We start from the raw sequence: 14,184 nt of genomic DNA, 5'->3' as shown, positions 1-14,184 counted from the left end.
TTTTCAGGTCCGATCGCTACGGCAACAATTGGGAAAGACAGATGAGCAAAACGCCAAACAGCACATCCTTTCCTGTTGCGATGATCGCGGACACCACATGCGAGGGCAAGATGACCAAAGCACCTGAGGCCAACAATCGTCCGGCGGCTGACTCGACGGACGGAGATCGCAAATCTCAAGTTCAACAATGGATCAATGGTAAGCTTGGTCGTTGGGCGGGTCGCGGCGCGGCTGGCGGCCTCATGTCCACATTGATGGCCTTGCCTGCCTTGTCACAAGCAACCATCGAAGAGCTCTACGCCTTCCAGTTCGCAGAGACAATTCCGGGTGTACGCTCCGCCAAGTTGCTGAAAAACGGCGATGTTCTTCTGAAAATGGTGGACGGTCGGACGATGATCGTGGCGGCGGAAAACGTGCAGGTCCTAGACAGCGGCGCAATCATGATCGCGGAAGAGGCGGTTGCTGAAATCGCCCAGTTCAGCGCAGCTGAAGCCGGCGCAGCAGCTGGCGGAATCAGCGGCGCCGGGGCTGCATTGGGCGGCCTCGGGCTGGCCGGCGCAGCTGCCGCTGCGGGCGGAGGCGGTGGCGGCAGCGGCGATTCCCCGGAACCTGTCGCGCCAGCGCCTAAACCCCAACCCCAACCGGAACCGAGCTATACCAGCCTGAACCTGGCCGAACTTCAGGCAACGGCATTGAACAGTGCCATTACCAATGCCGCCGCACCCGAAGGAACATCGACAGTCGAGGTCACGATAGGTTCGCTGGTCAAAACCGTAACACCCAACGATGACGGCAGTTGGAGCATTTCTCTCACTGCGGCCGAAGCAAATGCGCTTCCGCAAGGCGTCTCTACGGTGACAGTCAGACATCTGGACGATTCAGGCACGGAACTGTCCAGCGAATCCGTCAAGTTCGATATTGATACAATTCCTCCAACCCTGTCGATCACCGGGTTTTCCGATGGCGCTGTTTTGAATTCGATCGAACAGGCAACGGATCTGACGGTCACCGGAACAACCGATGCAGAAGACGGGCAGACCGTTACCGTCTCAATGAACGGGCAAAACTATTCGGGCACGGTATCCAATGGACAATGGAGCGTCACCGTTCCGGCGGCAGACCTCTCGGCCCTTCCTGATGGCGCGACGATTGCCGTTACAGCGGATATTGCCGACGCGGCGGGAAATCCCGCACCACAGGCGAGCGGAAGCTTTGATACTGATTTCACTGCACCAACTGTATCTCTGGATCCCGTGGCTGGCGGCTCGATAGAACTGATCGACGTAGCCGGCGACCTGGCCTTGACCGGTTCCACCACGGCAGAGGATGGTCAGACCATCATCGTCACGTTCAACGGACAAGTGCATACAGGCACCGCTTCTGGCGGAAGCTGGAGTGTAACGATCCCCAATTCCGATCTGAGCAGTCTTTCCACCGGAGTACCTGCATCTGTTCTGGTAGCCGTCGAGGACGTGTCGGGCAATCCGGCAGTGCCGCTTCTTGTATCGGTTCCCGTGGACCTGACCGGTCCTTCCATTTCGATAACACCGCTTCCTGTTGGTTCCGTACTGAACGCAACCGAAGCCGGATCCGACTTGACCATCAGCGGGCTGACGTCAAACGTTGAGGATGGTCAGCAAGTTACCGTAACCCTCGATGGTCAAACATATTCCGGAACAGTATCCGGCGGGGCCTGGAACGTGACTGTGCCAGCTGGGGATCTGGCGTCCTTGTCGGATGGAGGCAACTTCTCTGTTACCGCAGATGTCGACGACGCCAGTGGCGTGACGGCACCGCGGGCCGCAGTGACGTTTTCCAAGGATGTGACCGCGCCGACGCTCAGCATCGACAGTTTCTCGGACGGAGCTGTCATGAATGCAGCCGAGCGGGCCACGGATCTTTCCATCTCGGGCAGTACGACAGCTGAAGACGGACAAATCGTAACCGTCAGTCTGAACGGGCAGTCCTTTAGCGCAACGGTTTCCGGCGGCAATTGGAGCGTAACTGTACCTGCTTCGGATCTGACGGGTCTATCTGACGCGTCGACGGTCACCGTGACCGCGGATGTCTCGGACGCTGCCGGGAATCCGGCTCTGCAAGCGAACAACAGCTTTACCACCGATTTCACGCCACCGACGATCGGAATTTCAACCGTATCCGACGGGGCCGTCATGAACGCCGTTGAACAAGGAACCGACCTGACGGTGTCAGGAACTTCCGATGCGCCGGACGGAACAGTTGTTACCGTCGAAATCACGCGCGCTGACGGCACTACGGACGTCACCGGAACGGCAACGGTAACCGGGGGCACTTGGACCTATACGGCAACCGTGACAGATTTGTCTGCCCTGCAAGACAACGAGACTTACAATATCAATGCGTCGATCTCGGACGCGGCGGGAAACAACAATCAAACCACGACAAGCTTTGCCACTGACTTTACAGCACCTTCGATAACCATAAACAGTCTGCCTGTGGGTGCCGTGTTGGACGTGACCGAGAGGGGCGTGGATCTTGCAATCTCAGGCACAACCACGGCTGAAGATGGCCAGACCGTTTCGGTCACATTCGGCGGGCAAACCTATACAGGCGTTGCATCAAATGGTTCGTGGGCAGTTACCGTTCCAGCAAGTGATCTTGGAATGCTCTCTGACGGCACGAGCTATTCCATTTCCGCCACTGTTGACGATCTGGCAGGAAACAGCTCAGCCGCGGCGAACAGCTCACTTTCCACAGATTTTCGCCCCCTGTTGACGTTGAACGATGTCGGGGCCAACAATTCGATTGGTCTTGCCGATGCCAAAGCTTCCGGAATTACTCTCGGCGGGTCATCGACCGGATTGTCAATCGGCCAGTCGGTGGATGTCACGTTAAACGGCAGTTCGGTCGGATCTGCAACGGTGGCCGCAGACGGATTCTGGTCGCTGGCTGTCGCGGCGTCCAACTTTTCGGCAGTGGAGGCAGGTGATGACCTTGTCTTTTCCGCGCAGGCGACAGTTGCGGGTGGACCAGATCCGCGGCCGGTTTCCGAGCAGGCCGTTGCGCATGAACCCGCCGCCTATGTGATCTCTGAAGTTGGGCGCTCGGGATCTACGGTGACATTCGCAATCTATGCCGAAGCCGACCGCGATATCTCTGGCGGTCTGGCTTTGACGGCAGAGCTTGGATTTGACCCTTCGGTTGTCACATTCAACACGGCGTCGGTTTCGGAAAACAACGCCTTCGATTTGTTCTTGGCCAGCCCGGGCGCCGGGGGCGCGATGAATTTTGCCGGCGCCGCGACAACCTTTACAGATCTTTCTCAGCCGCTTGTCACCTTCACGATGACGATCCAGGACTCCAGCCAGCCTATTGAGCTGACAATCAAAACGTCTGATGGCGGACCGACGACAGTGCAGTTTGGCACCAATGGTGATGACACGCTCACCGCTGCGAATACGGACACCATCACGCGCGGCGGTGACGGCGACGATACCATTGATGTTTCTGCAGCAGGGCGAGACATCGTCGTCTTCGAGGCCGACCCGGCCAGCAATGGTACAGACGCTGTGACTGGATTTACGATTGGCCCGGCTGCGGATGTAACCGACGCACTGATGTTCCACGGGCTGGACACCAATACGCTTCGCGGTGATGGCACCGGATTCGAATTGCTTTCAACCGGAGACACGTTGGGCACGAACACCGGATTTGTCGGCCTCAGCACGGTACTCACCGACCTCAACCTCAGCACAATCGAAGCCGCTGTCGAGAGTCTTGCCGGAGTCATGGCGGGCGATGAGCTTTACGTGATGGCAACCGACGGAACAGACAGTGTTCTGGTCAAGGTAGATTTCCAGGCGGCGAACGATGCCAGCGTTGAAACCGTGGCCACGTTCCAAGACCTGAGCGATCTGAGCGGCCTGACCGCAGATAACATCCTGCACACCGACCCGACCGGGGCAACGGCCTGATCCAGACCGGCGCACATACAGACGTAATTCAACATCATGAGGCGGTTATGGCACAGAATGGCTTAACTCCGGTCAGTCTTGGAAGACATGGTCATCGGTTCTGGAGGCGGTTCACCTCGTTCGATTTCGCACGGACTATGGCAGATTGCCCTGTGGTCGAAGCAGAAATTCTTCAGGCCGCCGCCACATTTCCAATCACTTTTCGGAAATCTGAACACGGGTTTTATCCAGTGGCTGTATTGTCCATGCAATCAGACCAGCCTACGCCATTTGTGTCAGCACATGGCAAATGGCTCGCGACTTATGTGCCAAGCGTCTTGCGCTGTGCTCCGTTCCGGCCACGACTGATTGAACCGGATGGTGACGGCCGTGACGAATTGCTTGTCGACGAAACGGCGGGGCTTATCACTGACAATCCGGAGGACGAAACATTCTTCGACAAATCAGGTCAACTTGCGCCGGAGCTGAAAAAAGTCGCAGCTTTCTTTCGCGCCCTGAAAGAGTCGATGAAATACACAACTCATCTGTGTCGTGTTCTTGCGAACATGGGATTGTTTGGTCCGCTCACCACTTTTCAGGGAGTTGAGTTTCCGAGCGGGCATTTTGGCGTCACGCAGAACGCCCTGGAGAAAATTCCCCGCGCGCACTTGTCACTGCTTACTTCGAATGGGGGTTTGCGACTGATTCACGCTCATCAGATTTCGCTGACCCACAGTATCTGGCTGACACATGCACATGCCCGCGCGCATCGGGAAGCTGATGGTTCTCTGACACAACAGACCACCGGTGTTTCAGGGTTCTTGGACGCGTTGGTTGCGGCGCAACAGAAAGAAGAAGCCATGGACCATTGCAGGCAGGAGGGTCATCATGCGTTCCTGTAAAGCAGTTTTGTCCTGGGTTGCGTTCGCTCTGCTCGCAATACCGTTGTCCGCCTGCACGCCGCTTCCTGATTTGACTCTAGTGGCAGTGTCTTTTGCACCCGGGACCACCGGTGCCGGGGCAGCAAAGCCATCGGCAAAGCTCAGCAGTAGTGCATTCGGGCAACGCGTGCGCCAGGCCGTAGAGACAAGCCCGACACTGGCGCAAAGCAATACCAGGATGGATATCGCATCAGCCAATAAAGATGCGGCGGAAGGCGCCTTCCTTCCGCAGATCTCGTTGGGAATAAATGCACGGTCCGAACGGGTCGAATCGGACATTGCAGATGTTTCACCCTATCTGAGAATTTCACAATTGGTTTATGACGGTGGGGCTGCCTCGGGGGATCTGACGGCAGCCCGGGCACGTGTTCTGGAAACACGGGGCGATCAAATTCAGACGGCATCAGCCACGGCGCTGGCCGCCATCGAGACCTATGTGCTTGTCATTGATCAAAGAAAGTTACTCCGCATCGCGGCCGACAATGTCTCGGTTCATGAAGAACTGGTGCGTCAGATTTCGGACCGCACAGCGGGTGGCGCCGGTTCAAATGCTGATGTTCTGACCGCGCAGTCCAGAATGGCAGATGCACGCACAAGACTGGCTGACGCACGAGCACGAACTGATCGGGCCGAAGCGCGGTTTCGAGAAGTGTTCGGAACTTTCCCCGGCTCATTGCCCCCTCCTGTACCAGCTCCACCGCTGAACAGAAGTGATGCCCAGATCGTGATGAACAGCCCTCAGATCCGCAGGGCGGATGCCGGCTTGCTGGCAGCCAAAGCCGAATGGTCGGCCGCGCAGGCACGGCGCAAACCGAACGTTCGGGTCGCCGCATTTGCCAACCAGGATGACACTCGGGACGCAAATTTTGGCGTGGATCTTTCTTTTAACTACGAGCTTGACAGCACCGGCCAACGCCGCGCCGCCATCGCAGCAGCAGAAGCCAAAGTAAAAGAAGCGGAGTTCGCGAGAGAGCAATTGGTTCGCGAAATCATGCGGGAGCTGGGCTTTATTCGATCCGATCAAAAAGCAGGCGCAGAACGGCTGCGCGCGGCCCGTATTGCGGCAACTGCCAATGCCGACAGTGTTACTGCATCCCGCGCACAGTTCTCGATTGGGCGTCGCAGCCTGATCGAAATTCTGGACGCTCAACGCGATTACGTAAATGCGCAAGAACGCCTGATTCTGGCCGAACAGAGTTATTTTCTGACCAACTACGCGGCACTGAGCCTTACCGGAGACATTCTGGACCTGCTCGGACTTTCGCTTGGCAATTGGAACGAGGTGAAATGAGCACGTTGAAATCAATGCAGGACCGCGCTCGTTTGACATGCTACGAAGCCTGCATTCTGAATATCGCCGCGACGCTTGAACGCCCGCTGACCCTTGCAACGATCCAGGCGTCGCAGACCGGTTCGGACGGGGATCTGACTGTTCGTGACATCCTCTCGGTGGCGGAAAACACAGGTCTACAGGCGGGCTATGGCGCGCGGCGCATCGCGAGTTTTGACGAAGCATTGGCTCCGGCCTTGTTGCTGATGACCGAAAACAAGGCGGTTGTATACTATGGCCGCGCAAAAAACGGTGCCTTGCTGGTCTATGACCCGGAACTTGGTGAAGGAATCGGCGAAGTTTCAGAAGAACAGCTGGCCAAGTCCTACACCGGTTTCGCTGTCTTGTTTCGACGAAATCATACAGATGAATTGGACACCGGTCACACGGCTTACCGAGGTCATTGGTTTCGCGCGGCGCTGTCCGCCAATCGATGGACTTACATACAAGTTGCTCTCGCTGCGGCACTGGCAAACCTTCTTGGCTTGTCGACCTCAGTTTTTATCATGGTTGTCTATGATCGCGTGTTGCCCAATGAGGCAACCGAATCGCTCATTGCCTTGACGGCGGGCGTGGCCTTGGCGCTGCTATTTGACTTCGCGCTAAAATTGCTGCGAGCAGCGTTCATCGACAAGGCCGGGCAAAAAGCCGACTTGCTCATGGGGCGGCGAATTTTCGACCACGTTCTGAATATCCAGATGAAGTCACGCGCGGGTTCCACCGGCGCTATGACCAGTACCATCCGTGAGTTCGAGACCCTGCGTGAGTTCTTCACGTCCGCAACGCTTGTTGCCGTCGTGGATCTGCCGTTCATCTGGTTGTTCGTGTTTGTGATTTACCTGGTCGGCGGACAACTGGCATTGGTCCCGGCTCTGGCCGTGCCTGTGGTTCTGCTGACAGGTTTGGCCGTACAGCCGCTTCTGTCCCGCATGGCAGAAAAGAGCCTGTCTGACGGGCAATCCAAACAATCGGTCCTCGTAGAAGCTGTCTCGGGCCTTGAAACTATAAAGACAACGGCCGCGGGCCGGCAAATGCGTTCCCGATGGGAGCAGGCGATAGAACGGCAATCCTCGCACGGTGCTCAGAGCCGGGCCGTTACACAATTTGCTCTTAACCTCACCGGTTTTACGCAACAAGCGGCACAGGTGTTGATCGTATTTTATGGTGTTTTTCTGATCACAGACGGTCAGACCAGCATGGGCGCTTTGGTTGCCTCGGTGATGCTGACAGGGCGGGCACTGGCACCTTTGGGGCAGTTGGCGCAAACGTTGACAAGGCTTAACCAAGCCCGAAGCGCATACCGAAACCTCAACGCGCTGATGATGGCGGAAAGCGAACGCCCACAAGGCCGAACATGGGTGAACCGGCCCCATTTCAAAGGGGCGATCGCCTTCAACAACGTGTATTTTTCCTACCCTGATCAGGGGGAAGATACCCTGCAAGGCGTTTCATTCACGATCAAACCGGGTGAAAAAGTGGCGATCTTGGGTCAGATTGGCTGCGGGAAAAGCACCATCGCACGTCTGATGCTGGGATTGTACGCGCCGCGTGTTGGATCTGTCACATTCGACGGCCTTGATATCCGCCAGATCGATCCTGGCGATCTGCGACGCAATATCGGATCCGTCCTGCAGGACATATGGCTCTTTTCCGGATCAGTCCGGGACAATATCGCGAGTGGCGCAGTCCGGCCAAAAGATCACGAACTGATCGAAGCAGGCCGCGCCGCCGGGGTTGAGGATTTCGTGGCTAACCATCCCGGGGGTTACGATCTTCAACTCGCGGAACGCGGCGAAGGCCTCTCTGGCGGACAGCGGCAAGCCATTGCCCTGGCAAGGGCACTCATAGGCCGTCCGCCGGTTCTCCTGCTGGATGAACCAACAAGCGCGATGGATGTCAAAACCGAAGCCCAGGTAATCCAACGTCTGAAAGAATGCACGGCAGAGTCCACCATGGTTGTCATTACACACAGAACCAGCCTGTTGGAGCTTGTTGACAGAGTCATCATCCTTGAACACGGGAAAATCGCGGCGGATGGCCCCAAAAGCATGCTGACTCAACATGTTCGTCGGACAGGGAGGCACCTGAATGTCGCAGCATCCTGATCTGGCCACCCTGGCGCGCGAGATGCAGGGACGCTCTCCTGTTCGGAGTTCCTTGCTGCTTTTGGTGATTCTGCTCTGCCTGATCGCCGCGCTATTGTGGGCGCATCTGACCGAACTGGACGATGTCACGCGCGTGGACGGCCGGATCGTGCCTTCCGGAGACATCCAGCTGATCGAAGCCACCGAGCCCGGCGTATTGCAGTCATTGCACGTGCGCGAAGGCCAACTGGTCGAAAAAGGTTCACTGCTGATGGAACTGGAAACAACCCAAATTGACAGTCAGCTCAGTCAAGAACAGCAACGCGCGTTCGGGCTGATGGCGCGCATCCAACGTCTTCGGTCCGAAATTGATGGGACACAACTGGATTTCGATGTTCAACTGATCAATGGCGCGCCTACCGTCGTGCAATCCGAAACTGCACTGTACCAAGGCCGGCAGGCTGAGTTGGAGGCGGAAATAGCCATCCTGGAGCGTCAGCGTCAGCAAAAACAGCGAGAGTTTGAGGAAGGCCTGGTCGATCAAGTGACGGCAGAAGAAACCCTGGTGGTCCTGGCCGAAGAGAGGGCCATCATGGCGCCGTTGGTCGAGCGTCAAATGGAGCCTGCAACAACATTGCTTGCGTTGCGGCGAAGTGAAGCCGAATGGCGCGGTCGCAAGGTGCGGGCAGAAGCTGTGACCAACAGGTTGCAAACGGGCTTGGACGAAATCGACGATCGGATTCAAGCGGTGCGAAGCCGGTTTCGCAGCGCCGCGCTGACGGACCTGGCGCTTGCCACTGCCGAGCTGGCTGCCTTGCAACCCGCCCTGCCCGCTTTGCGCGACCGGGCCTCAAGGGCGCAGGTTCGGTCTCCTGTACGCGGCATTGTAAACCGGATTCATCGCTCCACCATCGGCGGTCTTGCTCGCAGTGGAGAGGACCTTGTTGAAATCGTACCGCTGGACGACACATTGCTGGTTGAAGCCTATGTAAAGCCTGAGGATATCGCGTTTTTGCACGCTGGTCAGCCTGTGAAGGTCAAAATCACGGCTTATGACTTCGCACGATACGGGGCGCTGGATGGTGAAATCATCCGCATCGGTGCAGACACGGTCACACGATCAGAGCGGAATGACGAAGAGGTCTTTGTGGTCGAGATCCGAACCAAAAGCACCATGCTTGATGGGAATGGCATAGCGGTCGAAATCATACCTGGAATGATTGCCGAAGTGGACATTCTGTCTGGCCGCAAAACAGTGCTGGATTATATTCTGCAACCGGTTGTGAAGATAAAGGATCAGGCATTGCGCGAATGAGCGATAGGGTAATTGGGGACAGACGTGTCACTTCCGATACGGAAATCACGGTGTCAGCAGCTTCAGCACGGAAGGCTCGAAAGGGTTGAACAGGCATGGAAAACAACTCATCTGACCAAGTCTCGGCCGGTTGGATCTGCGTCTACTTCCAACCGACATCACCCAAAAATATATACCCCGCCCCGTAGATCGTCTTGATCAACCGCGGGTTCTTGGGGTCCTCTCCCAGCTTGGTACGCAACCTGGAAATCCGAACATCCATCGCCCTGTCAAAACTGTCTCCGGCTGCGCCGCCCAGGGACTCCTGCATTTGTCCCCTGCTGATCAGCCGCTTGGGGCTTTCCAGAAACAGCCGCAGGACTTCCCCCTCTGCATGGCTGAACGGCGTTTCGTCACCTGATTCACTTTCAAGCACGTATCGGTCAAAATGTGCGGTCCAGCCGTTGAATTCCGCCGTATCCGAATGAGAGGTCTGAGTGCGGGGTGTTCTTAATCTTGCCCTGATCCGCGCCACGACTTCCGCAGGGTCAAACGGTTTTGTAATATAATCGTCTGCCCCAAGTTCCAGCCCCGTAACACGGTCCTGCACCTGCGCGCGCCCCGAAATGATGATCACGGCCGCGCCTTGTTCCAACGCCAGACGATGAACCAACGCCAGCCCATCCGTATCCGGCAATGACAGGTCGACCAGACAGACATCGGGCGTCACACGGTTGAGCGCAGCCTCGAATTCTCGCGCGCGGGAAAAACTCTGCGTACGGAAACCGGCATCCTCCAGAGCGTCCGTTAGGATGCGCCGGATTTCGGGTTCGTCATCGAGGATGGTAACCAGCGGTTGCGTCATCAGGCGGCCTCGGTTTGGATCAGGGCTGACAATTGAGCCTGCGAAAACGGTTTACGCAACACCGGGGCCAACGCAAGGGCGCGCTGGTACAACGGGTCCGAACTGGGCAGCGATGTCATAAGGATACATGGCAATCCCGGCTTCACCTGCCGCAAAATGTCCAGACCGGTACCACTTCCTTCGAGACGGATATCGGACAGGACCAGAGAAATGTCTTCAACGCTGTTTATCAACGCCAGTGCCTCATCTACCGAATTGGCCTCGATGACGGCGAAGCCCAGCTCTACCAGCATATCCCGAAACTGCCCCCGCAAATCTTCGCTGTCTTCGACCAGAAGTACCAGACCGTCTTGCACGGGTGGAGCTGGCCGATAGGGCAACCGCAAAACGACGGATGCGCCTGATGGCGTGTTTTTGAGATGCAAATCGCCACCGGCGAGCTTCACAGTGTCATACACCATGGGCAGACCCAGCCCCGACCCGTCGCTTCCCTTGGTGGTAAAGAACGGGTTCAGCGCCTTTTCTAGCGCCTCGGGTGTAAAGCCCGGGCCAGTGTCTGATACGGCGATTTCAACCCAAATTTCTCCGATGGTGTGCGCGCTGATTGTAATCTGGCCCGAACTGCCGCAGGCATCCCGCGCATTCAGCACCAGGTTCAGCAACGCATCCTGCACCATTCCCGGATCCAGCATCAAAGCCCGGTCCGGCAAAGTGTTGACCACCGACAAACCGACGCCGCGCGGCAAGGAAGGCGAGGCCAGTATTCTCAGGTCTTCTAGCAGCGCCTTCATGTCCGTGGCCTGAGGCTGTGGCGTTCGGTTCCCGGTCATGTCTGCAATTCGGTTCAGCAATTGCCCACCCCGGCGCGCGGTTTGCTGTGTCGCGGCAACCAGTTCATGTGCTTCATCCGGCAGGTCCATTTTGTTCAGTTTGGACTGCATCCCAAGGATGATCGTCAGCAAATTGGAGAAGTCATGAGCCAATCCACTGGTCATCTGGGCGGCCATGGCCCGCCGGCGCGTTTGCTGCAAAACGACGCGCGCCTGCGTTTCTTCGGTGATATCAACCGACATTACATAGACGCCTCCGGCGTCATCCGGCGTGAACGAAACCCGGATGCGGCGGGAATCCTGATCCTCGTTGAACTCGAATACGGAAGCTTCTCCGCCATATGCTTTTGCCAGATGCGCTTCGACCCGCCGAAACGCGGCGGCACCAAGCGCTTCAGATATGTGAAGCCCCAGAATTTCCGAAGGGCGCCCGGGCAGGACCGCACTCAAACGGCGGTTGGAGTAGTCATATCGACCAGTGCTATCCAAATGCGCGATATGAGCCGGCATCATTTCCGTCATCATGCGTGTGCGGGCTTCGATTTCGGTCAACTCGCGTTTGGCCTCTTCCAATGCCTTGATGGTGGCCGCAAGCTTTCGGTTGGTTGCTGACAGTTCTTCGGCGTGGCCGAGCAATTGTTCCGACAGTTCTTCCGATCGCGCCCGCAGCAGGTTTTCTGCACGCCGGGTGCCGGTTATGTCGGTATAGACCGCAACCCATCCACCCTGCGGCAGCGGCGCGCCTTCTATCGAGATAACCTGCCCGTTGGGCCTTACGCGTTCCATGTAATGAGGCTCAAACGCCAAAGCCTGCTCGACGCGCAGGTTCACCATTTCTTCCACACTTTCTTCGTCACCGTATTCGCCACGGCTGGCGAGAAAATGGATGGTATCCCGAAACAAGGCTCCGCGTTCGACCAGCTCGTCGGGCAGGTCGAACATTTCCTTGAACCGACGATTGCTCAGCACCAGTTTCAGGTTGCTGTCATAGATCGAAAGCGCCTGACCGATGAGATTCAGTCCGGCAGTCGTCATCGCCTTTATGCGCTGTTCGGTGATGTCCAGGTTCGTCTTCTCCACACCCCATGGGTACCATCAGAATTGATGCGCCGGTAGTGGAATTGATGAACGACAAAACGTCCCATGCAACTTGCCTGATCCAACTGAAAAGAGGACGAAAGCGGTCAGTGATCCTAATACCTGGAACGGGACTTCGCGCCTTCGGAAGTGATGGAGTGCAACGACAAGGTATGATCCATGTTTCGCATCCGATGGCGCAGCATCTGTCTGCCCAACCGGGCAAGATCGTCCGCAAACTCGGGGTTTTTCGCGAGATTTTCGAATTCTCCCTGTCCCTGGTGGTCAAACAGGATCGGCGGGAGGTCAGCTGCAAATTCGATCAACGCGAATCGTTCGTCCCGCAATATTCCCAGACATGAATCACTGTTGCCCGTTCCCAACCGCTGTTGCCAGAGGGTCGGTTCTTCGGGTTCCGAGAAATCCAGCTCGCTGAAGGAATAGCTGCGCCAGTCATCGGGAACGTCGCCATGCAACAAGGGTAGCAAAGACCTGCCATCCATGGCGTTTGGAACTGTCTGCCCAATCCAATCAAGGATTGTCGGCGTGACATCAATTGATTCGGTAGGAACGGTGACTTTTGCGCCGGCCCGTGCCTCGTTCCCCGGCAGGCGTATCATCAACGGTGTGTGATAGGCCGCATCGTACACAGTCATTTTCCCCCAGCTGTACCTGTCGCCCAGCATTTCGCCATGATCAGCCGTTATGACCAGCATGGTATCGTCGTATTGCCCGCTGTCCTTGAGATACTGAACAACGCGCCCGATATGGTGATCGACCTCGGTCGCCAATCCCAGATAAACGGCGCGCAAAGTGCGTATGTTTTCATCCGTTGGCTCAACATCAGCAAAGCCATGAACAAACTTTTCTGCCGTATAGGCGTCCAGCTTTGGCCCGAAAAACGGATGAAGCGCCTTTTCAGCGGCTTCGCTCGGCAATCGCTGCGGCAGCGGTATATCCGCCGAATCGTACATGTCGTTATACGGAGCAGGCGCAACCAAAGGTGGATGCGGACGGATGTACGTCAGATGAGCAAACCACCCCTGGCCACGATGAGGTGCAATACCGTCCAGAAACGCATCGGTCAGGAAGGCTGTGTCGCTGTGTTCCGCCCGATACATGGCCGGGTCGTTCAGCTTGGGAGCGTGACCATCCGGAGAGACAGGCTTGTAGACATCCCAATATGTATCGAACGTATAACCATTTTTCATCAAATATGATCGCCAAGGGTATGACTCTTCTAGGCGCATTTCGACAACTTCAAGGAACCCGTTCATCGATTGTTCGTAAGATTTGAGCACGGGGTCGTTGGGATCATGGACCCGGGGATCGGCAGACGTATCGGTGTACCCGAACAGCATCGGCATATAACCCGCCTTTCGCATTTCCGTGGCGATGTTCGGCGTATCATGACGCAGTGGGGTACCATTTCGCACGGAACGGTGGTTCATCGCGTATTGGCCGGTCAAAATCGATGCGCGGGATGGCCCACAGGGATTGGTGACAGAGAAGTGGCGCGTAAAACTTACCGCCTCGTCCATGAAAGCCCGCAGGTTCGGTAGCTGCACGTGCTCGGCCAGAGCGCCGTTCAGGCAATCTGCCCTCAATTGATCGATGATGATGAACAGAACGTTCTTGGCGTGATGCATACCGACTTCTCCGAATTCCGCACCCAGGGTTCCGCAGCGGAATGTGTCCCGCTTCCGTTTTTCGCGCAACCGATTAGTCGAACAGCCCTGCGTTTTCTTTTCCTGCCTGACTTGAGCCGCGAAAAGTAACTCCCAAGTCTCCAGTTATGCTTGCTCCTGCTCATGGTACGGCGTGACGCCAA

General features: G+C 56.7%; 8 protein-coding genes. 5 read left to right on the top strand and 3 right to left on the bottom strand.

Going from position 1 to position 14,184, the window contains the following annotated elements; translation table 11 throughout:
- The first annotated feature begins 41 nt into the window (after positions 1-41).
- From GS614_RS11370 to GS614_RS11350, 5 genes are read left to right on the top strand one after another with little or no spacing between them, the layout of a single operon-like run.
- On the top strand, positions 42-3,953 hold the full coding sequence (locus tag GS614_RS11370; protein WP_253285343.1) for an Ig-like domain-containing protein: 3,912 nt from the start codon (positions 42-44) through the stop codon (positions 3,951-3,953).
- A 47-nt stretch (positions 3,954-4,000) separates the two neighbouring features.
- The gene (locus tag GS614_RS11365; protein ID WP_171726317.1) at positions 4,001-4,834 is read left to right on the top strand and encodes a SapC family protein; all 834 of its coding nucleotides are present in this window, start codon (positions 4,001-4,003) and stop codon (positions 4,832-4,834) included.
- Positions 4,821-6,164, top strand: a complete 1,344-nt coding sequence (locus GS614_RS11360) for a TolC family protein (RefSeq protein ID WP_216601153.1) — start codon at positions 4,821-4,823, stop codon at positions 6,162-6,164. Before GS614_RS11365 ends, GS614_RS11360 begins: the two co-directional genes overlap by 14 nt.
- Entirely contained in the window at positions 6,161-8,308 is a 2,148-nt protein-coding gene (locus GS614_RS11355) for a type I secretion system permease/ATPase (protein WP_253285341.1), read from the top strand. Before GS614_RS11360 ends, GS614_RS11355 begins: the two co-directional genes overlap by 4 nt.
- On the top strand, positions 8,292-9,602 hold the full coding sequence (locus GS614_RS11350; RefSeq protein WP_171614554.1) for an HlyD family type I secretion periplasmic adaptor subunit: 1,311 nt from the start codon (positions 8,292-8,294) through the stop codon (positions 9,600-9,602). Before GS614_RS11355 ends, GS614_RS11350 begins: the two co-directional genes overlap by 17 nt.
- Positions 9,603-9,744: 142 nt before the next feature.
- Here GS614_RS11350 and GS614_RS11345 read toward each other — a convergent pair whose 3' ends face one another.
- The 3 genes from GS614_RS11345 to GS614_RS11335 all read right to left on the bottom strand — a co-directional run bounded on the left by GS614_RS11345 (position 9,745) and on the right by GS614_RS11335 (position 14,002).
- Positions 9,745-10,446, bottom strand: coding sequence for a response regulator transcription factor (locus GS614_RS11345; protein WP_152460491.1), 702 nt, complete (start codon positions 10,444-10,446; stop codon positions 9,745-9,747).
- On the bottom strand, positions 10,446-12,311 hold the full coding sequence (locus GS614_RS11340; RefSeq protein WP_371809400.1) for a PAS-domain containing protein: 1,866 nt from the start codon (positions 12,309-12,311) through the stop codon (positions 10,446-10,448). Before GS614_RS11340 ends, GS614_RS11345 begins: the two co-directional genes overlap by 1 nt.
- A gap of 158 nt (positions 12,312-12,469) precedes the next feature.
- Positions 12,470-14,002 carry an alkaline phosphatase family protein gene (locus tag GS614_RS11335; protein ID WP_171726315.1) on the bottom strand — a complete coding sequence of 511 codons (1,533 nt, stop codon included), beginning with the start codon at positions 14,000-14,002 and terminating at the stop codon, positions 12,470-12,472.
- Positions 14,003-14,184: the final 182 nt, after the last annotated feature.

The sequence above is a fragment of the Ruegeria sp. HKCCD6604 genome, from assembly GCF_013110635.1.
Classification (GTDB): domain Bacteria; phylum Pseudomonadota; class Alphaproteobacteria; order Rhodobacterales; family Rhodobacteraceae; genus Ruegeria.
Note: the sequence above shows the minus strand (reverse complement) of the source record. Positions and strands in the feature narration are given on the sequence as shown.

Bases quoted from the DNA above. Each gene is read 5' to 3' on its own strand.
- GS614_RS11370 (WP_253285343.1), top strand. From the start codon at position 42: ATGAGCAAAACGCCAAACAGCACATCCTTTCCTGTTGCGATGATCGCG.
- GS614_RS11365 (WP_171726317.1), top strand. From the start codon at position 4,001: ATGGCACAGAATGGCTTAACTCCGGTCAGTCTTGGAAGACATGGTCAT.
- GS614_RS11360 (WP_216601153.1), top strand. From the start codon at position 4,821: ATGCGTTCCTGTAAAGCAGTTTTGTCCTGGGTTGCGTTCGCTCTGCTC.
- GS614_RS11355 (WP_253285341.1), top strand. From the start codon at position 6,161: ATGAGCACGTTGAAATCAATGCAGGACCGCGCTCGTTTGACATGCTAC.
- GS614_RS11350 (WP_171614554.1), top strand. From the start codon at position 8,292: ATGTCGCAGCATCCTGATCTGGCCACCCTGGCGCGCGAGATGCAGGGA.
- GS614_RS11345 (WP_152460491.1), bottom strand. From the start codon at position 10,446: ATGACGCAACCGCTGGTTACCATCCTCGATGACGAACCCGAAATCCGG.
- GS614_RS11340 (WP_371809400.1), bottom strand. From the start codon at position 12,311: ATGACGACTGCCGGACTGAATCTCATCGGTCAGGCGCTTTCGATCTAT.
- GS614_RS11335 (WP_171726315.1), bottom strand. From the start codon at position 14,002: ATGCATCACGCCAAGAACGTTCTGTTCATCATCATCGATCAATTGAGG.